The organism is Candidatus Roseilinea sp. NK_OTU-006 (genome assembly GCF_012931985.1).
GTDB lineage: Bacteria > Chloroflexota > Anaerolineae > J036 > Brachytrichaceae > JAAFGM01.
The window spans coordinates 13,520-37,859 of sequence record NZ_JAAFGM010000005.1; the positions used below are offsets into that span (position 1 = coordinate 13,520).

Consider the following 24,340-nt stretch of genomic DNA (forward strand, 5'->3'; position numbering starts at 1 on the left):
TCATCGCCCTTCGCGCAGCTTGCGAAGCCGATCGGCGATTCGCGTCTCGTCAAGCTGCGCATCCGACGTCGCCTTGGCTTCGCCGGCCTGAGTCGCGCTCTGCGCTGGAGATGGCTGGGGTGCTGGAGACGCATGCGACTGTGGCTGCGCGTCTCGCTGACGGGCCTCCGCTGCATCGCACAAGCGCCTGAGTTCGGCGATCTCATCCCTCAGCCGGCCGGCCAGCGCCCCATCTCCGCGCTTTTCTGCTTCGGCCAAGTCCTCTTGCAGGGTCTCCAGTTGTAATCGCGCCTCGCCCAGCAACCTGTCGCGGCGGCGGTCGGACGAGGCGTGTAACCGACCGGCGCCGAGGGCGCCGCCCACGGTCGAGCGGATGAGCAATCTCACGCGGTCGAGGAACTTCATCGGGCGCCGAAGAGCGAGAGGCGTTGGCCGTTCATGTTGGCTGCGGCATCGGAGCACAGATACAGCATCGCGCTGGCGATGTCCTCAGCAGCAGTGAACTGCGCATAGTCGGCGTCGGGCTTGTCTGCGCGCATCTGCGGCGTGAGGATGGCGTTGACGACGATGATATTGGCAGTCGCGCCGGTGCCCCGGCATTCATCGGCCAGGGCCAGGATCAGCGTCTCACTGGCCGCCTTGCAGGCGGCATAGGCGGCGTTCACGTGTAAGGGCTTTTGGGCCTGGGGCGAGGATACCAGGATGAAGCGGCCGCCGCTGGCTTTGAGCGGTTCGACAAAGGCGCGCACGACGTTCCACGTCGTCTCGATCAAGAGTTGCTTTAGCAGCGCCCAGTCGGCATCGGGGAACTGAGCAATCGTTTGCCCGCCGCGATAGCCGCCAACAAGGTGGAGCACAGCGTCCACGCGCCCGTATCGTTGTCGGATTTGCTCCGCCCATGCGCGCGTCTGTTCCGCGTCCGCCAGGTCCGCCGTGGCTCGATGGTGCTTCCCCGGTGGTGCGCCGAGCGACGCGATGAGCGCGTCGAGCTTGGCGGCGTCTCGATCAACCAGCGACAGCGTTGCGCCGGCGCTCGCAAATACCGCGGCGACCGTTGGGCCGAGGCCGCCGGTTGCGCCGGCGATAGCGACGATTTTGCCGTCTAGGGATATGTGCATTGCGAACGGATTATAGGGCGGCAGGAGATCTGCCTTGCCCGGTTGGGCCGAAGCGCCGTTACAATCCCCGGACACCGATGAGCGAACCGTCTGATGCCCTGCACCCCTCGACCGCGAAGGCTGCCGAACGCGGCAATCCGTCGTTTGTGTGGCGCGCGGGTCAGGAGCGCAGGTTGGCCATGCTGAATGCCGTAGCGCCGTTAGCCGGCAAGCGCGTGCTGGAGTTCGGTTGCGGCATCGGCCTCTATATGCGCGAGATCCGCCGCTACACGCCGCATGTGTTCGGCTTTGATATCGAAATCGAGCGGCTGCAGACCGGACGCGCGGCGGGGGGGACGGGGTTGCTGGCGGCTGCGGCCGAGCGGCTGCCGTTTGCCGATAACGCGTTCGATGTGGTGTTCAGCAATGAGGTGCTCGAACACGTGGTGGATGACCGCGCCGCTTGTCGCGAAATGGCGCGCGTGTTGCGCCCTGGCGGTCGGGCGGTGATCTTTGCGCCCAACCGGCTGTATCCCTTTGAGACGCATGGCATCTATTGGCGCGGCCAATATCATTTCGGCAACAAGCTGTTGGTGAACTGGCTGCCGGACGTGATCCGCAACGCGCTTGCGCCCCATGTGCGCGCCTATACGTCGCGGCAACTGCGTGCGCTGTTCGATGGCGCGCCCGTGCGCCTGGTCTTACACACCCAGGTGTATCCGGGCTTCGACAACATCGTCGCGCGCGCCGGCCTTGCCGGCCGGGCCTTGCGGGCGGCGGCGCATCGGTTCGAATCGTCGCCGTTGCGCGCTTTCGGGCTGTCGCATCTGTTGGTCGTGGAGAAGGTGTGACGCTGTGCGCGGCAGGCCGCTGCGCCGATTGCGAACAAACCGGCAGCCTGGTCGAACTGTTGGATCTATTCACCGCGGGCCAGGAGCGACGACCCGAACGAGCATGAGTCAGGTGCCGGCCAGCAGCGAGCCGATGCTCGGCTCGCTGCCCGGCCAGGGCGTGATCTCGTTGAGGGGCTGATCGGGGAACCACCGGGCGAAGATGCGGGCGTATCGGCCGTCGGCCCGCATGTCTTGCAACGTCAAGTTCACCAAGTCTCTCCACGCTGAGTCATTGGTGGGCAGGGCGATCGCCAACGGTGTGCCGGCCGATACGAACGTGGTCATGCTGAAGTCCATGATGCGCTCGTTCGCGCCGGTGCGCCGGATGCCGCCGATGGCCATCTCGACCCTTTTGTCGGCGAGCGCTATGGCCAACTGATCCGCCGGCAGCGGCGTGAATTGCGCCTGCGCCGCGTTGCCGAACCAGCGGCGCGCCATCTCGCGCACAAGTTCAACTTCATAGCCCGCTGGCTCGCCGTTTGCGTTGGCCACCGAGAACGGCGCCGCTTGCGGGTCAAAGCCAACGCGCACGACGCCGGATTGGCGGATCACGCTCAGCGTATCGCGCAGCGTGATCGAATCCGGCAGGCTGACCAGTTGCAGCGCCACAGGTTGGGCGATTGTCTGGATCGGGTCTGGCGGCGCGCCGAACCACTTCTGATGGAGCGCGCCGAAGGTGCCGTCGGCGATGATCGCAGTCAGCGTCAGGTTGACCAGATCGGCCCAATCGGAGTCGTTGTGGGGCAACATGATGGCGACCGGTTCAACTGTGAACACGGCGGCGATGGCCAGCGCCGGATCGCCGGCGGCTGTGGCGCGCAGCCGCCGCCACCGGCCGGCCACCGCATCGGTCGCGCCGGCCAGCAAGTCGTTGACTGCCGCGCGGTATGAGTTGCGCGACTGAAGCGACACGGTGATGTTTGCTGTGCTTTGTGCATCGCCAAGCGCCACGGCCGAGGGGAAGTCGATATAGGTGACCGTGCGCCGGGCTAGGCTAGGGAAGTCGGCGAACTCGCCGGCTCGCACCAGCAACGCTTCGCCATCGTAGAGATACGTCAGACCGAAGTCCACTGCCGCTTCGGTCGACCGGGTGTGGATCAGGCCGCCGAGCGCCAAGTCCACCTCGCGGTTCATCACTTTGCTCGGCGCAGATTGCGACGTGACCTGCACGAATTCGACGTTGCGTTCGCTGCCCAGCCAGCGTCGGGCGAACTCGCGCGCCAAATCTACATCCAGGCCTTCCAGTTCGCCATCGGCATTCACGCGCGATAGCGGCGGCGCATCGTAGCGAATGCCGACGCGAATTTTCGTCCGCTGTTTGACGCGCATCGCGGTCGAGACCGTCGGCGGCGCGGCGGTGGGCGCGACCCCGGGCGTGACCACGGCCGGCGTGGCTGCGAGGCGTACGATCTCACCCCCGGCGACGAGGTCGTTCAGGTCTATGCGGGGCAGAGCCGCACATGCGGTGAGCGTCCATGCGCAGGCCAGTAAGCAAACCAAAAGACGCTTCGTCCTCTTCGTCATCACGCGCGACTGTATCACACCTCTCGGATACAATCTCGACAAAACTTCGCCACAGCCACGGCGCTGCGGCTTTTGCGATGGAGGGCGTGGGGGATGACTCGGTCCGTGTCTGCATCTATGCACAAAGGGCGGGCTATAGTGAAAATTCGCAAGGCCACGCCGGTGGATGGCGATGTGTTGTGTGAGCTAATCTGCGCATTGGCCGATTATGAGCGGCTGCCGCGCCCGGACGAAGCGGCGCGCCAACGGCTGAAGCGCGACGCATTCGGTGAGTCGCCGCGATTCGACGCCTGGCTGGCCGAGGTGGAGGGTCGGCCGGTAGGTTACGCGATCACGTTCTTCACCTATTCGACTTTCCTGGCCCTGCCATCGCTCTATCTCGAAGATATCTTTGTGCTGCCCGAATACCGCTCGCAGCGGATCGGCGCTGCGTTGTTCAAGCACTGTGCCAAAGTGGCGTGCGATGCGGGGTGCGGACGGATGGAGTGGCAAGTGTTGCACTGGAACACGCCCGCCATCGAATTCTACGAACGCATGGGGGCGACGCGCCTGCAGGGTTGGCATCCCTATCGCCTGACGCGCGCCGACCTGGAGCGCATCCTGCGGGATTAAGCTGGGCGCAGGGTCGGGCTACTCGCCGATGAATTCGACCGATTGGCCGGAGGGCAGGCGCAGGACGGTAACGTGTTGCTTCATGCCCAGGTCTTCCCGATCCAGCTCGATGGTCTGCCCCGCCTCGACTAAAGCGCGCGTGAGCGTTTCTAGGTCGGTGACGTCGAAGCCGAATTGAATTGTGCCGTCGAGGTGCTCATCGGCGCCGGTTGCGCGCTGCAATACCAGTTGAGCGCCGTCGGTTTCGAACACGACGATGTGCTCGTCTTCGTAAGCGATGGGCAGTTCCAGCACGTTCGCAAAGATGTGCCGGTTGGCCGCCAGGTCCTTCGACCATATGGCGACGTAGCTGATTCCGCGGATTGGCATAAACGGATTGTAGTTGAATTGGGAGCGTGGAGGGCGCATCGCCTCTCTCGCAGGGGGTTAGCGGCCGCCCATCTCCGCCAGCTCCCGATACACACCCAGCAACTTCTCGACGACCTTCGGCCAGGCGTAGGCCTCGGCGTAGCATGAGGCGGCGTGGCCCATGCGCCGGCGATGAACATCGTCATCCATGAGCTTCTCGATGGCGCGGGCTAATTCTGCCGGGTCATTCACCTTCACCCGCAGGCCTGTCTTGTTATGCTGCACCAGCACACTCAGCCCGCCCACGTCCGACGCGATCACCGGCGTGCCGCAAGCCATCGCCTCGAGCGCGACCATGCCGAACGACTCGTAATGAGACGGCATCACCAGCATCTCGGCGGCGGCGTAGTAATACTGCAACACGTCTTGATCGCGCGCGCCCAGGAAGATTACCAACTGGTCCAGGCCGAGTTCGTCGCGTAGCTCGTGCAGGCGAGCCATCTCCTCGTTCTCGCGCTGGCCGGCTGCGCTGGGATCGCCGCCGATGACAACCACGCACAGGTGGTCCCAGTCCCAGTCGTCGCGCTTGGCCTTCAACAGCGCCATGGCCTTGAACAGCGTGTCAATGCCCTTCAGCCGCTCGATTCGTCCGGCGAACAGGATCATGCGATGCGAAGGTGGGATGCCGACAACCGATTTGGCGTAGTTTTGTTCGATCGGATGGAAAAGGGAGAGGTCTACGCCGGGCGGGACGATGCGGATGCGCGAGGAGCCGGCGCCGTAGAAGCGCACGAGTTGTTGCTTCTCTACGCTGGTGTTGGCCGTGATGCGGTCGGCCACGCTGCACAGGTGGCATTCGCTGCGCAACCGAATTTCGCTCTCCCGCTCCTGGTCACGTGGCGCGATCTGGTTCTTCAGCTCGGCCAGCGTGTGGAAGGTGATGGCGAACTTCACGCCCCAACAGGCGCGCAGCGCCTCGGCGACGAGGCCGGAGAGCCAGTAGTGCGCGTGAATCGCATCGTAGGGGGGGCGCCGACGCGATTCTTCATGCGTGAAGCGGCAGATCCATTCCGTAAAGGCGGGGACGAACTGGTGCAGGCTGTCCTTGGGCGCAGGCGCCTCGGGGCCGGCCGGCACATTGATCACGCGCACGTTCGGGCCGAGGCGCGGGTCAATGCGCAGCGACTGCGCGCTCTGGCTGCGGGTAAATACGTCGGTGGCTATGCCGCGCCGGCTGAGTTCGCGCGCGACCTCGCGCACGAACACGTTCATGCCGCCGGTGTCTTTGCCGCCCAGCGTCGCCAGCGGCGAAGTGTGAAAGCTGATCAGCGCGATGCGCATCGTCGGCGTCAATCAAAATTCGACCGGCCTGCCGTGGAAGGCGCACTCGAAGAGCGCGCGCAGCTCGTCTGCCGATGGCTGACGCGGCGAGGCGAAGATCACCGTGTCGTTCATCGCGTTGTCCACCAGCGCATCGAGCCGGCGCTCGAAATCTGCCGGTGCGATCCCGGCCTCGGCGATGGTCAGCGGCTGGCCGATCTCGGCAGCCACGGCGCGGATGCGCTCGATCAGCGCCTGCGCGGCGGACGGCTCGTCGTTGCCGCGCAGCCCACAAAAGCGCGCCAACTCGACGAAACGCGTCTTCACCTGGGCCGAGCGCGCCGGGCTGGCGTAGAACGCGATGACGTAGGGCAGGCACAACCCGACGGCGCGACCGTGCGGCAGGTGGAAGATCGCGCCGAGCGCGTGCCCCATCGAGTGCGCTAGCCCGACCATGCTGTTGATGTAGCCCAGCCCGCCGATGGCGGCGCAGTTGGCCATCTTCTCCCGCGCCGCGGCGTCGTCGGGGTAGTGATACGCGCGCGCCAAGTGGTCCAGCGCCAATCGGGTAGCGACGAGGCATAGTCCATCGGTGTAGTCGTTCGCCCAGGTGGAGAGATAGCCCTCGATGGCCTGGGTGAGCGCGTCCATGCCGCTATCGGCGATGACGCGGGGTGGGGCGGTGCGCGTCATGCGCGGATCCACAATGGCCAGGTCGGGCACCGCCAGCGGATGGCCGCTGCCCAGTTTGCGCGGTGGGTCGCCGGGGAGGGTGATGACGAAAGCCCATGTCGCCTCGCTGCCCGTGCCGGCGGTGGTGGGAATGGCGACCAGGCGCGCCTTGCGGCGCAGCGCGATCGGCTCCAGCGGGCTGAGCGCCTCCAGGTCAATTTCGGGATTTTCGTAGCACACCCACATCGCCTTGGCGGCGTCTATAGCGCTGCCGCCGCCGACGGCGATGATCCAATCAGGTGCGAACTGTCGCATGACCTGCGCGCCGCGTTGGATGGTCGCCAGGGAGGGTTCCGGCTCGACGTCGTCGTGCGTCGCAAGTTGCATGCCTGTCGCGGCCAGCGCATCCCGTACGGGTTCCAGCAGGCCGGCCTGTCGGATAACGGGGTCGGTGACGATGAAGGCGCGATTGCCTTGTAACTCGCCGAGGTGTTGCAGCGCGTCTTCGCCGTGAACGAGGGTAGGGGCGCGAAAGAACCACATCGCGACGTGGATGGTATCACGCTTGCCTGGCGACCGCGCGTTACGGCAGTGGCCGCTCGCGCATGAAGGCTGCGGCGGCCGGCGGGCGGTCTGGCCGCGCCACCGGCCTGGCCGGCGATAGGACGAGGGCGCGCGCTTCGGCAGGCGAGCGGTTGCTTAACCGATGGTAAGCGTAGCGGTAAAGATCGCGCGCGGCGGCAGTGGCGGGCGCTGCCACGATGACGCCGAGCAACCCGAACAGCTTGCCGAAGATCACCAGCATGATGATCAGGATGGCCGGGTGCACGCCGACGCTATCGCCGATCACGCGAGGCACCAGTAGGTTGTTCTCGACCAGTTGGATGATGGTGAATGCAATGAGCACGGCCAGGGCTGAGGGCAAGCCCCCGACGAACAGGGTGACGATTACCGCCGGGATCGCGCCAAGCGTCGCGCCGATCATCGGCACCAGCTCGGCAATGCCGGCCCACAGCGCCAGCGGCAAGATGTAATCCACCTTCATGCCCGGCGCCAAGTTGATCACGAGGAGGCTGACGGCGGCAGCAATGCCGATGATCAACGCTAAGAGGAGCTGACCGCGAACGTAGGCGCTGAGCGCGCGGTCGAGGATGCTCCACACGTTCCAAAAGTCCGCACGGATGCGATAGTGTAATTGACGATTGATGAACAGGCGCACCTTGCGCACATCGTTCAACACATAGAAGGCCCAAATCGGCACGATCAGCAGGCCGACGACAAAAGACAACCAGCTAAAGACCTGCCGGATTTGCCCCAGCAGGAAGGTCGCGGTCGTCGTGGCTAGCGTGCTCAGATTGGCTTGAATGCCGGGCAGGCTGGCGCGCAGAATCTGCTCGAGCGGAGATTGAAATTCTCTTGGGACGTTGGTCTGATACCAGACCACGATTTGCGCCATGAGCTGCTCCAACTGGTCCGGCCGAGCGACGTTGATGGTGAGGCGGATGGTCTGGCTGATCAGCGACGGCACCAGCAGAATCAGGAGCGTGATCACGACAAGCAGCCCCGCGACATAGAGCAACAAAATGGCGGCCCAGCGCGGCATCCACCGATCTAACGCATTGACAGCCGGCAACAACAGATAAACCAGCACACTGCCGATCAGGAAGGGCGCTAACGCCGAGCCGGCGACGATGATTAGGCCGACGATCAGGCTGATCGTGAGCCCCACGAGGATCACGCGCGCGGTGCTTCGGGAGATCAAAGCAGCTCGAAGTATATCGCACAAGCGCGGCGAAATGTGCCCCACCTTAACCCCGCACCCAGCGCTTGGGACCGTCCTTATAATTCAGTGGCATGCTCAGCAACCAGGTTCGCCAGACGTTCATAGACTACTTTGTGCGCAACGGCCACCGCCATGTGCCGTCGTCGTCGCTCATCCCGTACGGCGACAAAACCATCCTCTTCACCAATGCCGGGATGAACCAATTCAAGAACGTGTTCCTCGGCCTGGAGAAGCGCGACTACACCCGCGCCGTGACCGCCCAAAAAGTCATGCGCGTGAGCGGCAAGCACAACGACCTGGAGAACGTCGGGCCGAGCCGGCGCCACCATACCTTCTTCGAGATGTTGGGCAACTTCTCGTTCGGCGATTACTTCAAGGAAGACGCCATGAAGTTCGCCCTGGAGCTGCTGGAGCGCGAATACGGCTTCGCGCGCGAACGGCTATGGTTCACCATCTACGAGGACGACGATGAATCATACGCCCTCTGGCAGAAAGTCGGCATCCGGGCGTCGCGCATCCTGCGCTTCGGCGAGAAGGATAACTTTTGGAGCATGGGGCCGACCGGCCCGTGCGGACCGAACAGCGAGATCCACTACTTCACCGGCAAACTTGAAGACAACGATGCCCGCTGGGTCAACAACGACAACGACCCGAACGAGACCACGGTCGAGGTGTGGAACCTGGTGTTCATGCAGTTCGACCGCGACGAGAGCGGCAAGCTCACCCCGCTGCCCAAGCCCGGCGTGGATACCGGCATGGGCTTCGAGCGCCTGGTGCGCCTGCTGCAAGGCGGCGAGAGCAACTACGACAGCGACTTGTTCCTGCCGCTGATGGACCGTGTGCAGATGTTGGCGCGCCAGACCGACGCGCAACGCCGCGAGCACATCGTCGCCTACCGCGTCATTGCCGATCACACCCGCGCAGCAGCCTTCCTGATCGGCGATGGCGTGCTGCCCGGCAACGAGGGTCGCAACTACGTGCTGCGCATGGTCATGCGCCGCGCCATGCGCTTCGGGCGACAGCTTGGCTTGCATGGGCCGTTCCTGTATCAGGTCGCCGAAGCAGTCATCGAAAAGATGGGCGGCTACTACACCGAACTGGTCAACCGCCGCGACCACATCTTGCGCACCATCCAGACCGAAGAGGAGCGCTTCGCGCGCACGCTCGACCAGGGGCTGGAGCGGCTGGAGCAAGAAATCTGCAATCTCCGATCTCCCACCATCCCCGGCGAACTCGCCTTTCGCCTCTACGACACCTATGGCCTGCCCTTCGAGATCACGCGCGACGTGGCGAGGGAACACGGCCTGGTGGTGGACGAAGCCGGCTTTCAAGCAGCGCGCGAACGTGCCAAGGAGGTCGCCCGCGCAGCCGGCCAGGAGAAGTTCGCCGGCGATTACGACGCGGCGCGCGCCTATCGCGAAGCGTTCGAGACGTTGCGCGCCGACGGCAAGCTGCCCGAAGGCGGCGTGACCTATGACCCCTACAGCGAGCTGGCTCGTGAGACCGAGGTGCTCGCCATCCTGCGCGACGGCGAGATGACCGATCGCGCTGTGAAGGGCGAGACGGTGGAGGTCATCCTTCGCGCTACGCCGTTCTACGTCGAGAGCGGCGGCCAGGTCAGCGACACCGGCCTGATCTGCGCGCGCGCCGACCCACACACGGAAGCGGAACCGGCCTGGTGCATCGCCGTCAAAGACGTGCGTCGGCCATCGCCGGAGTTGATCGTGCATGTGGGTCAGGTGGAGTGGGGCGAGCCGACTGTCGGCGACCGGTGCACCGCTCAAGTAGATGCAGCGCGCCGCTGGGCCATCATGCGCAACCACACGGCCACACACCTGCTGCAGGCCAGCCTGCGCGCGGTTCTCGGCCATCACGTCAGCCAGCAAGGCTCGCTAGTCGCACCGGATCGTCTGCGCTTCGACTTCTCGCACGACGCACCGCTGACCAAGGACGAACTCGATCAGGTTGCCGACATGCTCAACGACGCCATCCTGAGCAACCTGCCGGTGACGGCCCGCTCAATGTCCTATGCACAGGCCATCGCTGCCGGCGCGCTGGCCTTCTTCAGCGAGAAATATGGCGATGTAGTGCGCGTGGTGAGCATCGGCGGCGATGGCGAACAACCCTGGAGCATGGAACTGTGCGGCGGCACGCATGTGCACATGACCGGCGAAATCGGCAGCGCGATCATCGTCAGCGAGAGCGCGGTGAGCGCCGGCGTGCGCCGCATCGAAGCGCTCACCGGGCGCGGCGCGCTCGAATATGTCCGCCGACAGGCGCGCCAGTTGAACGAGATGGCGCGCGCGCTTGGCACCGCGCCCGATCACCTATCCGAGCAAGTCGGCAAGCTCGTCGCTCAACTTCACAAGGCACAAAAGCGCCTGGAGCAGGTGCAGCGCGAGCTGGCCCGCGCGCGCTTTGCCGAGCAGATGGCGCAGGCTGAGGTGCGCAACGGGGCGCGCGTGCTTGTCGCGCAGGTTCAAGCGGATACGCCCGAGTTGATGCGCGAGATGAGCGATTGGTACCGCGAGAAGTATCATAGCGGCGTGGCCGTGCTTGGCGCGATCATCGGCGACAAACCGTCGCTGCTCGTCTCGGTCACGCCGGATTTGACGAAGAAAGGCTTGGACGCCGGCAAGCTCATCCGTGAAATTGCCCCGATCGTCGGCGGCGGAGGAGGTGGCCGCCCCACACTGGCGCAGGCCGGCGGCAAAGACCCCGGCAAGCTGGACGAGGCGCTCGATCGAGCGCGCCGGCTGCTGGCCGACCTGCCTCTCGCCTAGCCTGTTTGTCCGGGCGAAGCTCGCTCATGATGATCGGACGCATCATCACGCTCGACCCTGCCGATGACGCCCCCGGCGCGTGCGATCGCATTGAATGGGCCGACGCGGATCGCGTCGCCCTGGTCATGCCCGAAGGCATGCGCTGGCGCGAGCTGGACTTTGCGCATGTGCGTCGCGCTGCGCGAGACTACGGTGTCGAAGTCGCGGTCGTCCACCCCGACCGCGCGCAGCGCATGGCCGCGCGCGAGGTCGGCCTGGCGGCCTTCGCCAGCGTCAACGACGCGATCAACCGGCCATGGCTGCCCGATGAGCACGTTGAGCCGATCCGCCGCCTGACGCCGCCGCGCCGCTTTGCGCCCGATTCGCTGCAGCGCTTCTTCCCACGCCGTAGTCGGCCCTTGATGATCGGTCGGACCGCTGTGTCGCTCGTCACCCTCGCGGTCATGGCGGCGGCCGCCCTCATCCTGCTGCCTCACGCCAAAGTTACGCTCACCGCATCCAGCCAGCGCATCAGCGCCATTGTGCCAGTCACGCTGGATACCCGCGCCGACCGGGTCAACCTGGCCGCGCGCACGATCCCGGCGACGCGCATTGACGTGATCGTCGAAGGCCGGATGAGCACGAATGCCACCGGCAAGAAGAGCATCCCGAGCGCGAAGGCGCGCGGTCAGGTGACCTTCACCAACGTGCTGGCCACGCCCTTCGTCGTGCCGCGCAATACGGTGGTGCGCACCACGGCGACGAGCGCGCCGGTGCGCTTCGTCACCCTGGCCGATGTGGAAGTGCCGCCCGGCGGCCGGGCGGAAGTCGAGATCGAAGCGATCGAAGCAGGGCCGAACGGCAACGTCGCCGTTGGCCAGATCAACCAGGTGGAGGGTGTGCCGGCGCTGGCCGTGACCGTATTCAATGCCGCGCCGACGGGCGGCGGCGGCAACGTGATTTTGCCCGCCGTGACCGAAGAAGACTATCGGCAGCTGCGCCGCGCCTTGCGCGATGAGCTGCTCCGACAAGCCGTTGAGAAGATGCAACGGCAGCGCGAAATCGTCAACGACGACTTGATCGTCCTCCCGGAGACGCTGTTCATCGCCGAGCGACAAGATGAAACGTTCGATCGCTTCGTGACCGAGCAGGCCGACAGCGTCACCTTGAATATGCGCCTGCAGGTCGCTGGGTTGGCCGTGTCGTCGCGCGATCTGGAGACCGTGGCGCGCGAGGCGCTCAGGTTGAAGACCCCCGAGGATTTCGATCTGCTCTCCGCAGAAGCGTGGCTCGGCGAGGTGGCCGAAGAGGGCACCGGCAATGAGACACTGTTGTTCGTGGAGGCGCGCGGACTGGCCGGCGCAGCGATTGACGAGAACGTCGTCCGGCGGCTGGTGCGCGGCAGGACGCCGGCCGATGCGCAGGCGGCGCTGTTGCAAAATTTCGCGCTCAAACGCAACCCGCGCATCGAAGCCGGCCCCGACTGGTTGATGCAGTTCGTCAATCGCCTGCCGCTCGTCACCTTGCGCATCGAGACGAAGGTGGAGCGTGAGTAGGTGTAATTCCGATTCCTCACTCCCGAGTTTCGACGCCTCTAGGAAGTTGGCAGGTCGGGAGTGGAGAGTTGGTAATCATCAGTTATCATCCAGCGATGGCGCGAACCTTAGCCCTGGACATCGGCAACCGCCGTATTGGCGCAGCGGTGAGCGACGTGACCAAGCTGATCGCCCGGCCGCTGTGCGTGATAGACCGCCAGCGCGAGGACGCGGTCGCGCGCGTCATCGCGCTGGTCGCCGAGCACGAAGCCGATGAGGTCGTCGTCGGCCTGCCGCTGCATGCCGATGGCAACCTCAGCGAGCAGGCTCGGCAAGTGCAGGCGTTTGTCGAAGCGCTGGGCGCGCGCCTCGGTGTGCCGATTCGCTGGGTGGATGAGCGCTACACGACGCAGGACGCGAGACGGGTGCTCGCCGAGGTTCGGCGGCGCAAGCAGCCCGATCACGATGACGCGATCGCGGCCGCGGTCATCTTGCAACGCTATCTCGACGAGCGCGTGGGCGGCGCGCGTTCATCGCCCGCGATCATCCACAGGCCATGAACAGAGCACGATCCTCGATCTTGAAGTTAGGGGTCTTCGCTGCAACCCTGGCGCTGCTCGTCTTCGCGGGCGCGACGTGGACGCAGCGCATTCGCGGCGTCGGCGTCCCGGATGCCCAACGCATGACCGGCCTGGATCGCTGGCTGATCGGCACGTATCTTGACCTGCTGCGCAGCAACGACCTGAGCCGCCCGGCCAGCGACGACCCTACCCCGCAGACCTTCGTAGTTGCCCCTGGCGAGTCCGTGGCCGAGATCGGGCGCAAGTTGCAGGCCCAAGGCCTGATTGACGACCCCGACCTATTCCGGCTCTATGTGCGGTTCAAAGGGTTGGATGCGACCATCAACGCCGGCGTATTTACGCTGCGGCCTAACATGAACATTGAGCAGATCGCGTTCGCCCTCCAACGCAGCACTGCCCGCGAAGTTCAAGTCACCATTCCCGAAGGCCGGCGGCGCGAGGAGATCGCTCAGCTGCTGGAGCAACAACTCGGCTTGAGCGCCGATGAGTTCATTCGGCTGACCAGCCGCGCCCGCGCATACAGCTATCCCTTCTTGCGCGGGGCGCCCACCGACGCCACGCTCGAGGGCTATCTCTTCCCGGACACTTATCGCCTGCCGGAGAACCCCACTGCCCAAGATGTTATCCTGCGCATGCTGGATAACTTCGGCGCCAAAGCGGCGCCGCTGTTGGAGCAGGCCCGCCAGGCAGGGCGCAGCCCGCATGAGCTGCTCACTCTGGCGTCCATCGTCGAGCGTGAGGCGGTCATCCCGGCCGAACGGCCGATCATCGCTAGCGTGTTCTTCAACCGCTTGCGGGTGGGGCAACCCTTGCAGGCGGACCCCACCACTCAATATGCGCTGGGCTATCAGCCAGATCAAGGCACGTGGTGGAAGAAAGGGCTAACGCTAGAGGACTTGAAGTTCGTGGATCCGGGCGGCTACAACACCTACACCAACCCCGGCCTGCCGCCTGGGCCGATTGCCAACCCGGGCCTGTCCTCCATCCAAGCCGTGCTCCAGCCGGCGCAGACCAACTTTTACTATTTTGTCGCGTCGTGCAATGGCGACGGCTCGCATCAGTTCTCGGTGACCTTTCAAGAGCACCAGGCTAAACTGTGCCGATAGGGAGGGCGCGCGTGTCGTCGGCGTCACTCGCCGATGATCTTGACCAGCACACGCTTGCGACGCATCCCATCGAACTCGCCGTAGAAGATCTGCTCCCACGGGCCGAAATCCAGCCGGCCATCGGTCACGGCCACCACGACTTCCCGCCCCATCACCTGGCGCTTGAGGTGCGCATCGGCGTTGTCCTCGCCGGTCAGGTTGTGTCGGTAGTGCGACGGGCCGGGGACCGCCGGCGCCAGCGCCTCTAGCCAACGCTCAAAGTCGTGGTGCAGGCCGCTCTCGTCGTCGTTGATGAACACCGAGGCGGTGATGTGCATGCTGTTCACCAGGCATAGCCCCTCGCGGATGCCGCTCTCTCGCAGCGCTTGTTCAACCTGTGGCGTGATGTTGATGAAGGCGCGCCGTTTAGGGACGTTCATCCAGATTTCTTTGCGGTAGGACTTCATCGCGGTCGCAGTTCTGAGTTTATCGCTCGTCGCCTTCTCCGCCGATGGCGCCGCGCGCCTGGCGCGAGGCGAGCTTGTCCAGGTTGTGCCGGGCAACGTCCTCCAGCGATAGGTTGAGTTCAGTGCACACCTGGGCTAAATACCACAGCACGTCGCCCAGCTCGGCCTTGAGCGCCTCGCGGTCGGCCTCGCCGATGGCGCCGGCTTTGTCGCGGAAGATTTTCTTGATCTTGCCGGCCACTTCGCCGGCTTCGTTGGTCAGGCCGAGCGTCGGGTAGATCACCGCATGGCCGATGGACGGATATTGCGCTGTGCAGCGCGACAGGCGTTGGTAGTCGGAGAAGTTCATAGGCGATGCGGCGCGCCGTGCGCGCCCAAACTCACCCGCCCAAGTTGGCGATGAGAAAGAAACCGTGGCGTGCAGGCGCAATGCCGAAGCCGACTTCTTTGTAGCGCGGCGAGAGAATGTTCTTCAGGTGCGGGCCTTGGCTTGGGATCTCTTTCGTATACCACATCTCAAAGGCCTGATCGGCGCTGCGGGCGAACGCCCAATTCTCGCCGGTCACGCGACCGGCGTAGCCGGCGCGCGCGATGCGCTGGCTGGCGCGCGAGCCATCAGAGCCGATGTGACTGCCCGTGCCGCGCGCGGCGCAGTCTTCGGCATGTGCCTGCGCAGCGGCCTGCAAAACGAATGAGTAAGCCAGCGGCGGGATGCCGTTGGCCATGCGCGCCTGGTTGTACAACTCCAATAGGCGCGCCCGCATCGTTTCAATCTCCGCAACTGCTGTGACGGGATATGCCGTCGGCGCGGCGCCCAATTCGGGGCTTGCCGGAGGCGCCGGCAAGGCGCTACTTGCCGGCGCAGAGGCCGTAACCGGGACGAGCGGAATGAGTTCAACACCCGGAGCGGGGGAGCGCGCTGCTTGAACCGCGCCTCTGAACGGGATGACCAATTTTTGGCCTACGCGGATGATGGCGTCTTCCGTGATCTGGTTTGCGCGGGTTAAGTCGCTGACCCGAAGCTGAAAGCGCGCGGCAATGGCGCCGAGTGTGTCGCCTGGCCGGACGACGTAGAGCGTCGAGCGCGCGCCCGCGCCGGCTTGCAATGGCTCCGTCGGAATCCTCAACTTCTGCCCGGCCTGGATCATGTCTGGGTCTGGCAGGTCATTGAGCGCCTGAATCGAGGCCATGGGTACGCCAAAGGCGAGCGCAATGCCGAGCAACGTGTCGCCGGGTTGCACAACATACTCGCGGGGAGAATTTGCGGGCCAGGCAGCGCGCGCGCTCCGGGGCTGGCCGACGACGCCGGCTGCTATCACGGCCAGCGACGCGCACAGGATGAAATACCTCTTCATAGCAGTTCGCGCTTGTAGACGAAACCCTTGCAGGGTAGCGGCTGTCCCACGATGCCAAGGGAACGACGGTTAAGTATACGCGACCGACCTGCGCGCAGCCCATCGGCCGGGATGATCAACCGCTGGCCCGCACGCGCCGGGCCGGGGTTAGCCACTGCGTTCACGCGCACCACGTCGGCGAGCGGCGCGCGACACGTCGCTGCGACCGCGGCTCAGCGTCTTGCCGGGTTGCACCACGTAGATGAACCACCAGGGCTTGCGTCGGGATGAAGCTTGTCCCCCGACCGCTTCAAGACCCGCCCAGGGAGAGGCGTTTGTTCAAACTTCCCACGCATTGACACCCCTTGTGAGTCACATATAATTGCGGAGCTTGAGCGCCGGTCGAACGACCGGTCATCGAATCACTCTCACTCGCGCGCAGTTCTCTCGTGTGAACGTGCTGCCGACGAGTTAGCGAGAAGGGAGCATGTACGCAGTGGTCGAATTGAGCGGGCGACAGTACCGCGTGTCGCCCGGCGACGAAATCTACGTCGAGAAACTTGAAGCGGAAGCCGGCAGTGAGCTAAAGCTGCCGGTCCTGTTGATATCAGATGACGATGGCGTGCAGGTTGGCAAACCGCGCATCAGCGGCCGAGAAATCTCGGCGCGGGTCCTGGGCCAAGAAAAAGGCGAGAAGCTGATCGTCTTCAAGTACAAGCCCAAGAAGCGCTATCGCAAGAAGGCCGGCCATCGCCAGACGTATACGAAGCTGAAGATCATGGGTTGATGATGATAATGACCGGCGGACGTTGTGATGGCTGCATCAAGCGGCTCATCGCCCATCGCCGGTTGTCGCTAATCGGTAGCAGAGATGGCACACAAGAAAGGTGGCAGCTCCACAACGAACGGTCGTGATAGTGAGTCGAAGCGGCTAGGCGTAAAACGCTTTGGTGGTCAGCTCGTGCTGGCCGGCAATATTCTGGTGCGCCAGCGCGGCACGAAGTTCAAGCCAGGCGCGCACGTCGGCGTGGGCAAAGATCACACGTTGTTCGCCACGGCGGATGGCGTCGTTGTATTCGACACCCTGCCCAACGGAAGCAAGCGCGTCAGCGTTCGGCCGGTGGCTGTAGTTAAGGAGGGAGTGCGATGAAGAAGGACATTCACCCCAAATATTACGACGAGGCCAAGGTCTACGTCGGTGGTGAGTTCATCGGCACCGTGGGTTCGACACGCCCTGAGCTACATCTGGACGTGTGGAGCGGCACGCATCCCTTCTACACCGGACAACAGCGCATCCTCGACACCGAAGGTCAAGTTGATCGCTTCCAGAAGCGCCTGGAGCGAAAGGCGACCGAGCTGGTGGACAAAGCCGAGAAGGCGCGGCGCCGGCGCAGCAAGCGGGCGATCGCCGAAATCGTGGACGAAGAGATACCCGCCGAGGCGGAATCCGGCGAATCAAAGAGTGTGAAAGAATGAATGACAACCGATGCAGCGACGCATCGGTTGTCACTTGGATGCATGGCCGAGCAGATCACTCAGCCCTCTGCGCGCGCTATTGCAGCGCCGCTCACACGCGCTCAACGTTGGCGCACGTTTTGGCAAGGGTTGATCTTTGTATCCGGCTTCGCCACCTTCGTCGTCGGCGTGTTCGGCTTCGTCGGAACGTTGCTCGGCGATGTCTTCTATGACCTGCGCGACGGCGTGCGCGTAGTGGGGGGAATGGCCCTGATCGTCTTCGGCTTGTTCACGTTGCGCGTCGTGAATCTGCCGTTCCTCTACCGCGACACCCGCCGCGATCTGGGCGCGATCGGCCGCAGCGCCGGCGCAGTGCGTTCTTACCTGACCGGCATGGCCTTCGCCGCCGGCTGGACGCCCTGCATCGGCCCGTTCCTCGGCGCGATTCTGACGCTGAGCGTCACCAGCGAACTCGGCGCCCGCATTACGCTTCTCTTCGCCTACGCACTCGGCTTGGGCATACCCTTCCTGCTGGTTGCCGCGCTGGCCGACCAACTGGTGCCCGCTCTGCGGCGCGCCCAGAAACACATGCGCGCTGTTGAGATCACCAGTGGCATCCTCTTGATCGCCGTGGGCTTGGCGCTCCTATTCGGCCAGATCGCCCAGCTTAGCGCCTCGCTGGCCGGCTTGCCGTTCGAGTTGGAATCGCAGGTGTTGGGGGGCGCGGCGTTGAGCGTCCCCGTGGCCGCCGCTGCCGGTGTGCTCTCCTTCCTCTCGCCATGCGTGCTGCCGCTTGTGCCGGCCTATCTCGGCTTCATCAGCGGCGTCGCAGTGAACAACGCCACGCAGCAGCGCGCGTAGCGTGTGCGCCTCCGGCGTTCCTGGCCGCCACGATCTGCGCCATCGTCGCCAGCGCGATCTCCTCGGGCGTGCGCGCGCCGATGTCTATGCCGATGGGCGAATGCAGCCGGCTCAACTGCGCCTCGTCCAGGCCAGAGTCTGCCAGTCGCTTGCGCCGCGCCGCGTGCGTCTTCCGCCCACCTAGCGCACCGACATAGAACGCCGGGCTGGCCAGCGCAGCGCACAGCGCTGGGTCGTCGAACTTGGCGTCGTGCGTCAGTGTGACGATGGCGGTCGAGCGCGTGATTGCCAGCGACTCGAACGCCCGGCGTGGGTGTTCGTTGATGATGCGGTCGGCGTGTGGGAAGCGTTGGTCGTTGCCGAAGGCGCTGCGCGGGTCCACAATGATGACGCGGTAACCCATCGCCTTGGCCAGGGTCGTCAGGGCGATGGCAATGTGCACGCCGCCGACGATGATGAGGGTCGGCTTGGGCAGCAGGGCCTCGACAAAGGCAGTGATCGGGGTGCTGCCGGCGGCAGGCGATGTCACCCGTCGCGATGTGCCCTCGCGTAGCGCCTCCTGCGCTGCATGGAGCAATGCCGTATAGACTTCCGATGTCTCGGCGGCGCCGGCGATCTGTACGATCTCACCTTCGGCGTCGAGCATCAGCTTATAGCCCAGCCATGCCTCCGGGCCTTGGACGATGGTTGCCGTAGCGGCTGGGATATCTCGCTCGTAGATGCGCTGCCAGAATGCGCGCAGCGCCGGCGCGAGCGGCTCGACGAAGACCTCGATGCTGCCGCCGCAGGCCAGGCCGACCGTCTCGAAAGCCGTTTCGTCGGCGACGCCGAAGCGTAGCAATTGCGGGCGCCCCGATTCCAGTGTTGCAACGCCGGCCTCGAACACCGCGCCCTCGACGCAGCCGCCGCTCACCGAGCCGGCGATGCGATGGCTGGGCGTGAGCGCCATCTTTGCGCCCACCTCGCGCGGCGCCGATCCCCAGGTCTCGATCACCGTCGCCACTGCAATCGGCTCGCCCTGCTCGCTCCACTGGCCAATCGCCTCGATAATCTCTCGCATCGCATGACCTTCTTGTGCAATGGCTCGATTGAGACGAAAGTATAGGCAAATCTTTTTACCTGGAACATGCTATGACTGCAAAGCTCAGAATCATCGAGGTCGAACGCATCACCTTGAACGTTCCTTTCACCGAACGCTGCGAGCGGTTGAACGCGCGCGAGGTCTGGAACTGGCGCGTCAGCGAGATCACGCGCGTGGTGACCGACGCCGGCATCGTCGGCTATGGCGAAACGTTGCCGCACTATACCTGGGGCCGCGTGAGCGATGAGGCAATTGCGCGCGTCAAAGGCGGCAACCCTGCCGACTTTCTCGGCGACGACGCGTTGGGCGCCGGCCTGCAGATGGCGCTCTACGACGTCGTGGGCCAGGCGCTGGGCGTCCCGGTCTATCGCTTGTTCAACTTGCCCAAAGTGCGCGATTGGTGTCCGATCTCCTGGTGGAACATTGACGCTTCGCCGGAGGACAATGCTGCCGAGGCGCAGGAAGCAGTGGCGCGCGGCTATACGTCGTACAAGATCAAGGCTCGGCCCTGGTGGGACGTGTTCGCTCAGGTCGAGGCCATCGCTCAGGTCACCCCGCCGCACTTCCGGCTTGACCTGGATTGGAACCAGATGCTCATCAACGCCGGCAACGCCGCGCCGGTGCTGGCCGAATTGGATCGTGAGCCGCGCGTGGCGATCTACGAATCGCCCATCATGCAGCGCGATGTCGAGGGCCTGCGTCAGCTACGCAGCAAGACCAGCCGGCCGATCGCACTGCACTTCGGCGATCCTCCTTTCCCTGTCGTTGCGCGCGATCAGGTTTGCGATGGCTTCGTCGTCGGCGGAGGCGTCTCGCGCGTGTTGCGCGAAGCCGCCCAGGCCGCGGCGTTCGACAAACCGTTCTGGCTGCAACTCGTCGGCACCGGGCTGACCACGCTGATGGCGCTGCACCTCGGCGCCGTGCTACCCTTCGCCCAGTGGCCGGCAGTCAATTGCCTGAACAACTACGCCGATGACTTACTCGCGCAGCCGATCGAGATCGTCGGCGGCTGCGCCCGCGTGCCCGAAGCGCCCGGCCTGGGCATTCCTGTGGACGAATCCGCGCTGATGAAGTATCGCATGGATCCGCCGTATGTGCTGCCTAAGCCGCGCCTGCTGTTGGAGGTGATCTGGCCGGACAACCATCGCCGTTTTTATGCCGACATCTGGCAGGTGTGGACGGATGCGCAGCACGGCAACATCCCCGCGCAAGCGCGCGGCGTGCGTATGGCGACGCACCCGGACGATGGCTCGCGTGCGTGGGCAGACCTGTTCACCCGCGCACAGGCCGGGCCGGTGGTCACGCGCATCTAGAGGGCGGGAACAGGCAGGCGCGAAGGCATGGCCCGCGCCGAACCCTGAGAGGCGCCTGCTGAGTTAGCGGCACAGCATCTCGGCGATGCGCAACATCTCGGCCGAGAGCGGCTTTTGCTGCGACGTGGCGACTTCGAGCGGCACCAGGCTGAGCTGGCCGCCATGTAAACCGACCATGTGGCCGATGCCGCTGCCGTCCAGCAGCGACTCGACGGCGCGCACCCCCATGCGCGTGGCCAGCAACCGGTCGAAAGCTGTCGGCGTGCCGCCGCGCTGCACATGTCCCAGCACCACCTCGCGCACATCGAACCCCTCGTCCACGTGGTTGGTGAGCAGGTGCTCCTTCAGCGCCCGCGTGCCGGGCGGCCATCCCTCGGCGACGATGATGATGCAGTGCGCTTTGCCGATGTGGCTGGCCTCGATGATGCGGCGCGCGACGTCGTCCGGCGAGGCCGGCCGTTCGGGGATGAGCACCATCTCCGCGCCGCAGATGATGCCGCTGGCCAGCGCCAGGTAACCGCATCGTCGGCCCATCACCTCGATCAAGAAAGCGCGCCGGTGGGAGGAGGCAGTGTCTTTGACGCGCCCCACCGCCTCGGCGATGGTGTTGAGCGCCGTGTCTACGCCGATGGCCGTGTCGGTGCCATACTGATCGTTGTCAATCGTCTTGGGCACGCCGACCAGCGGCACGCCCAGCTTGTAGAGCTGGTATGCGCCGGCCAACGTCCCGTTGCCGCCGATCACGACCAGGCCTTCGATGCCGGCCTGCTCCAGCCGTTCTTTGGCCATGCGACGTCCCTCCGCCGTCATGAACCGCTCGCTGCGCGAGGTGCCCAGGATTGTGCCGCCTTTGCGCAAGATGCCGCCCACGTCGCGCGAGGTCATTTCGGTGAATTCGCCGGCGATGAGTCCCTCGTATCCGCGATGAACGCCGATCACCTGGACGCCATACGCCAGCGCCGAGCGCGTGACGGCGCGGATGGCGGCGTTGAGGCCGGGGACGTCGCCGCCGGAAGTAACTACTGCGATTCGCTTCATTGCGCTTGAAAGTTTATTTTCAGCGGCCTATGCGAGGACGCACGGCACAAAGCGGGTGTCTCGGGCGGGCGAGGGCAGCGCCTTCGCCCACCCATCGAGCGTCAACGGATAGGCGCTTCAACGCGTGTTGGGCTGAGTATGCATCAACGGAAGCCGGATGTTTAGGCCTGTTTGATTATCTACATCTACGCTGTTTGAGCGCGGGGCGCGCCCATCGGACATCGCGCGTCCGGCGTCAAGTGACTGTGGACCCCAGCGCCCGCGCATACATGCGGTGCGTCTTGTAAAACGTGATGCCCAGATCGCGCATCTCGCGCTGCATCGGCAAGTTCTCGATGCCGATCTGCACCAGGTCGGCGTGTTCATAGCCGCCCTCGACGATGCTCCGACGCATCTCGCTGAACAGCACGGCGGTGCCTCCGCCGCCGCGATGGGCCTCTGCGATGCCCATGCCGTTGATGTTTACCCAACGGGTGGATTTCCGCGCGCGCCACAGCGCCAGCCATCCCACTGGCCACAGCCGGCCGCGCACGCGTTGGATCGCTTCGGAGATGTCGGGGTAGGCCAGCAAGAATCCGACCGGCTCGTTCACCCGGTATACCAGTTTGATCAGCCGGGGGTCGGCGAACCAGATGATCTGATCGGCCATTACCTTAGCTTCGTCCGGCGTGAACGGCACGTTGCCCGCTGCGCGTCCCAGCGCGCCATTGTATAGGTCGAGCAGCGCCGGCACGGCGCGGCGCAGGGCGCGCCGCGAGGTGAAGCGCGCGACGCGCAGCCCGCGTCGCGCTTTCACACGTTCGGCGACGCGGTCAATCTGCTCAAACGCCGCCGGGTTCAGTGTGCGCGGGCTGAGGTAGCCGGAGACGATGTCGCCTTTGCCGATGAATCCGGCGTCCTCTAACAGCTTTGGGTAATAATCGCGGTTGTAGGGGACGCCCAGCGCCGGACGGTGGGCAAACCCTTCAACCAGCAGGCCCAAGCCGTCCAGCGCGGTCATGCCCTTCGGCCCTTCGATGAAGTCCAGACCGCGCCGGCGCGCCCATTGACACGCCGCGTCGGACAAGCGGCGTGACGTGGCGAAGTCATCCTCGCACTCGAACAAGAAGAAGTGGGCCGTCCGGCTGGCGTTGAACGCGTTGTAGTGACGATTGTCCAACACGCAGATGCGCCCGCAAACATCGCCGTCGCGATAGGCCAGGAAGAAGGCCGCGTCCGAGTGCCGGAAGAACGGATGACGTGTGCGGTCGAGTTGGCGCGCCGCGTCGCCGGCCAGGGGCGGCACCCACTGCGGAATATCGCGATAGATGCGAAACGGGAAGTCCAGGAATTGACGCACCCGGGCCCGGTCGGTTGTATCTACTTCGATGATGCGGATCATGCTACGGTCATCGGAATTGTGTCGCTGCGCCACGGCAGCGCAACTGCGCTGCGCGATTGCACCCGGTCGGTGTGATAGCATTGAATTGATATGGCCATCATCTTTCCTTTCACTGCGATCGTCGGACAAGACCGCATGAAGCGTGCGCTGATTCTGAATGCGATCTATCCGCAAATCGGCGGCGTATTGATTCGCGGCGAACGCGGGACGGCCAAGAGCACCGCCGCGCGCGCGCTGGCAGCCATTTTGCCCGAAATAGATGTGATCGAAGATGATCCATTCTCGTGCGATCCGGCCCATCCCGCCTCGTTTACTGAAGATCTTAAGCGGCGCGCAGCGGCCGGCGAGTCGTTCAAGATCGTGCGACGCAAAACGCGCTTTGTGAATCTGCCGGTGAGCGCCACCGAAGACCGCGTGGTTGGCACGCTTGACATCGAAAAGGCGATCCAGAAAGGTGAGAAGCACTTCGAGCCGGGGGTGTTGGCCGCAGCCAACCGCGGCGTGCTCTATGTGGACGAAGTCAACCTGCTCGACGACCACGTCGTGGATTTGTTGCTCGACGTTGCCGCGATGGGAGTCAACGTAGTGGAGCGCGAAGGCATCAGCTTCAGTCACCCGGCGCGCTTTGTGCTGATCGGCTCGATGAACCCGGAAGAGGGTGACTTGCGCCCGCAGTTGCTCGACCGCTTTGCGCTATGCGTGGACATCATGGGCATCCGCGACCCGCGCGCCCGCATGACCATCCTGGAACGCAATCTGGCTTTCGAAAGCGACCCGGCGGCGTTCCTTAAGGCATGGGAGCCCTACGAGAAGGCGCTCACGCTGGAGATCGCCGAGGCGCGCGAGCGGTTGCCCTCCGTCAAACACACTCAACGCGACCTGGCGACGATCGCCAATCTGGTCGCCAGCCTCGGCGTGGATGGCCACCGCGCCGACCTGGTCATCCTCAAAACGGCGCGGGCGCACGCTGCGTTGATGGGCCGCGACGCGATCACCGAGCAGGACATCCTGCTGGCAGCGGAGCTGGCCCTGCCGCACCGCCTGAAGCGCCATCCCTTCCAGGACACCGAGCAAGCCATGGCCACGCTCAGTGAGAAGTTGCAACAGATCGAGCAGCAGACTCAGGCCCAGGCTGCTGCCGATTCGCAACCGCCGACTCCGCCGGAGGCAACGACAAAAAAAGTGAGTCGGGGCTGAA

Annotated in this window: 25 protein-coding genes; 12 read left to right on the plus strand and 13 right to left on the minus strand. The window is 64.7% G+C overall.

The genetic code is table 11. The annotated features are described in order from the left end of the window. On the minus strand, positions 1-405 hold the full coding sequence (locus GXH28_RS04410; protein WP_169237810.1) for a hypothetical protein: 405 nt from the start codon (positions 403-405) through the stop codon (positions 1-3). Continuing rightward, entirely contained in the window at positions 402-1,118 is a 717-nt protein-coding gene (locus GXH28_RS04415) for an SDR family NAD(P)-dependent oxidoreductase (protein ID WP_169237811.1), read from the minus strand. Before GXH28_RS04415 ends, GXH28_RS04410 begins: the two co-directional genes overlap by 4 nt. 77 nt (positions 1,119-1,195) lie before the next feature. Between GXH28_RS04415 and GXH28_RS04420 the strand changes: the two genes are divergently transcribed. Further along, positions 1,196-1,948 (plus strand): class I SAM-dependent methyltransferase, encoded by a 753-nt coding sequence (locus GXH28_RS04420; RefSeq protein ID WP_169237812.1) that lies wholly within the window; start codon positions 1,196-1,198, stop codon positions 1,946-1,948. Between the two features lie 108 nt (positions 1,949-2,056). On the opposite strand, the gene GXH28_RS04425 is transcribed toward GXH28_RS04420, so the two are convergent. Continuing rightward, positions 2,057-3,514: a substrate-binding periplasmic protein gene (locus GXH28_RS04425; RefSeq protein WP_169237813.1), complete on the minus strand. Its 1,458-nt coding sequence runs from the start codon at positions 3,512-3,514 to the stop codon at positions 2,057-2,059. A gap of 105 nt (positions 3,515-3,619) precedes the next feature. Between GXH28_RS04425 and GXH28_RS04430 the strand changes: the two genes are divergently transcribed. Then, positions 3,620-4,126, plus strand: a complete 507-nt coding sequence (locus GXH28_RS04430; RefSeq protein WP_320447916.1) for a GNAT family N-acetyltransferase — start codon at positions 3,620-3,622, stop codon at positions 4,124-4,126. A gap of 18 nt (positions 4,127-4,144) precedes the next feature. Here GXH28_RS04430 and GXH28_RS04435 read toward each other — a convergent pair whose 3' ends face one another. The 4 genes from GXH28_RS04435 to GXH28_RS04450 are packed head-to-tail and all read right to left on the minus strand — an operon-like array spanning position 4,145 to position 8,228. Then, positions 4,145-4,495: a VOC family protein gene (locus GXH28_RS04435; protein ID WP_169237814.1), complete on the minus strand. Its 351-nt coding sequence runs from the start codon at positions 4,493-4,495 to the stop codon at positions 4,145-4,147. A gap of 57 nt (positions 4,496-4,552) precedes the next feature. After that, complete coding sequence (locus tag GXH28_RS04440; RefSeq protein WP_169237815.1) at positions 4,553-5,815, minus strand: glycosyltransferase; 1,263 nt, start codon at positions 5,813-5,815, stop codon at positions 4,553-4,555. Between the two features lie 12 nt (positions 5,816-5,827). Further along, on the minus strand, positions 5,828-7,009 hold the full coding sequence (locus GXH28_RS04445; RefSeq protein WP_169237816.1) for an iron-containing alcohol dehydrogenase: 1,182 nt from the start codon (positions 7,007-7,009) through the stop codon (positions 5,828-5,830). Positions 7,010-7,049: 40 nt separating this feature from the next. Further along, positions 7,050-8,228 (minus strand): AI-2E family transporter, encoded by a 1,179-nt coding sequence (locus GXH28_RS04450; RefSeq protein ID WP_169237817.1) that lies wholly within the window; start codon positions 8,226-8,228, stop codon positions 7,050-7,052. 92 nt (positions 8,229-8,320) lie between these two features. On the opposite strand from GXH28_RS04450, the gene alaS reads away from it, so the two are divergent. The 4 genes from alaS to mltG all read left to right on the plus strand — a co-directional run bounded on the left by alaS (position 8,321) and on the right by mltG (position 14,233). Beyond that, the gene (gene alaS / locus GXH28_RS04455) at positions 8,321-11,032 is read left to right on the plus strand and encodes an alanine--tRNA ligase (protein ID WP_169237818.1); all 2,712 of its coding nucleotides are present in this window, start codon (positions 8,321-8,323) and stop codon (positions 11,030-11,032) included. Positions 11,033-11,058: 26 nt separating this feature from the next. Next, positions 11,059-12,567, plus strand: a complete 1,509-nt coding sequence (locus tag GXH28_RS04460) for a baseplate J/gp47 family protein (RefSeq protein ID WP_169237819.1) — start codon at positions 11,059-11,061, stop codon at positions 12,565-12,567. 95 nt (positions 12,568-12,662) lie between these two features. Continuing rightward, positions 12,663-13,106, plus strand: a complete 444-nt coding sequence (gene ruvX, locus GXH28_RS04465) for a Holliday junction resolvase RuvX (protein WP_169237820.1) — start codon at positions 12,663-12,665, stop codon at positions 13,104-13,106. After that, complete coding sequence (gene mltG, locus GXH28_RS04470; RefSeq protein ID WP_169237821.1) at positions 13,103-14,233, plus strand: endolytic transglycosylase MltG; 1,131 nt, start codon at positions 13,103-13,105, stop codon at positions 14,231-14,233. Before ruvX ends, mltG begins: the two co-directional genes overlap by 4 nt. A gap of 23 nt (positions 14,234-14,256) precedes the next feature. Here mltG and GXH28_RS04475 read toward each other — a convergent pair whose 3' ends face one another. From GXH28_RS04475 to GXH28_RS04485, 3 genes are read right to left on the minus strand one after another with little or no spacing between them, the layout of a single operon-like run. Further along, positions 14,257-14,679 (minus strand): secondary thiamine-phosphate synthase enzyme YjbQ, encoded by a 423-nt coding sequence (locus GXH28_RS04475; protein WP_169237822.1) that lies wholly within the window; start codon positions 14,677-14,679, stop codon positions 14,257-14,259. 19 nt (positions 14,680-14,698) lie between these two features. Continuing rightward, a complete protein-coding gene (locus GXH28_RS04480; RefSeq protein ID WP_169237823.1) occupies positions 14,699-15,028 on the minus strand; it encodes a nucleoside triphosphate pyrophosphohydrolase family protein in 330 nt (109 codons plus the stop codon). A 31-nt stretch (positions 15,029-15,059) separates the two neighbouring features. Next, the gene (locus tag GXH28_RS04485; protein WP_169237824.1) at positions 15,060-16,034 is read right to left on the minus strand and encodes a LysM peptidoglycan-binding domain-containing protein; all 975 of its coding nucleotides are present in this window, start codon (positions 16,032-16,034) and stop codon (positions 15,060-15,062) included. A 466-nt stretch (positions 16,035-16,500) separates the two neighbouring features. Here GXH28_RS04485 and rplU point away from each other — a divergent pair, with 466 nt between their 5' ends. The 4 genes from rplU (at position 16,501) to GXH28_RS16205 (ending at position 18,329) form a co-directional block, all read left to right on the plus strand. Then, entirely contained in the window at positions 16,501-16,800 is a 300-nt protein-coding gene (gene rplU / locus GXH28_RS04490) for a 50S ribosomal protein L21 (protein ID WP_169237825.1), read from the plus strand. Between the two features lie 84 nt (positions 16,801-16,884). Further along, positions 16,885-17,163, plus strand: coding sequence for a 50S ribosomal protein L27 (gene rpmA / locus GXH28_RS04495; RefSeq protein ID WP_169237826.1), 279 nt, complete (start codon positions 16,885-16,887; stop codon positions 17,161-17,163). Then, on the plus strand, positions 17,160-17,489 hold the full coding sequence (rpmE, locus tag GXH28_RS04500; RefSeq protein ID WP_169237827.1) for a 50S ribosomal protein L31: 330 nt from the start codon (positions 17,160-17,162) through the stop codon (positions 17,487-17,489). The genes rpmA and rpmE overlap by 4 nt, the downstream gene beginning before the upstream one ends. Further along, the gene (locus GXH28_RS16205; protein WP_206156705.1) at positions 17,490-18,329 is read left to right on the plus strand and encodes a cytochrome c biogenesis protein CcdA; all 840 of its coding nucleotides are present in this window, start codon (positions 17,490-17,492) and stop codon (positions 18,327-18,329) included. On the opposite strand, the gene GXH28_RS04510 is transcribed toward GXH28_RS16205, so the two are convergent. Continuing rightward, positions 18,286-19,389 carry an XdhC family protein gene (locus tag GXH28_RS04510; RefSeq protein ID WP_169237828.1) on the minus strand — a complete coding sequence of 368 codons (1,104 nt, stop codon included), beginning with the start codon at positions 19,387-19,389 and terminating at the stop codon, positions 18,286-18,288. The genes GXH28_RS16205 and GXH28_RS04510 overlap by 44 nt on opposite strands. Positions 19,390-19,460: 71 nt before the next feature. On the opposite strand from GXH28_RS04510, the gene GXH28_RS04515 reads away from it, so the two are divergent. Continuing rightward, on the plus strand, positions 19,461-20,723 hold the full coding sequence (locus GXH28_RS04515; protein WP_169237829.1) for a mandelate racemase/muconate lactonizing enzyme family protein: 1,263 nt from the start codon (positions 19,461-19,463) through the stop codon (positions 20,721-20,723). 63 nt (positions 20,724-20,786) lie between these two features. On the opposite strand, the gene GXH28_RS04520 is transcribed toward GXH28_RS04515, so the two are convergent. Together GXH28_RS04520 and GXH28_RS04525 are read right to left on the minus strand one after the other, a co-directional pair. Beyond that, on the minus strand, positions 20,787-21,761 hold the full coding sequence (locus GXH28_RS04520; RefSeq protein WP_169237830.1) for an ATP-dependent 6-phosphofructokinase: 975 nt from the start codon (positions 21,759-21,761) through the stop codon (positions 20,787-20,789). 235 nt (positions 21,762-21,996) lie between these two features. Continuing rightward, positions 21,997-23,142: a hypothetical protein gene (locus tag GXH28_RS04525; protein ID WP_169237831.1), complete on the minus strand. Its 1,146-nt coding sequence runs from the start codon at positions 23,140-23,142 to the stop codon at positions 21,997-21,999. Between the two features lie 90 nt (positions 23,143-23,232). Between GXH28_RS04525 and GXH28_RS16045 the strand changes: the two genes are divergently transcribed. After that, a complete protein-coding gene (locus tag GXH28_RS16045; RefSeq protein WP_206156706.1) occupies positions 23,233-24,339 on the plus strand; it encodes an ATP-binding protein in 1,107 nt (368 codons plus the stop codon). Position 24,340: the final 1 nt, after the last annotated feature.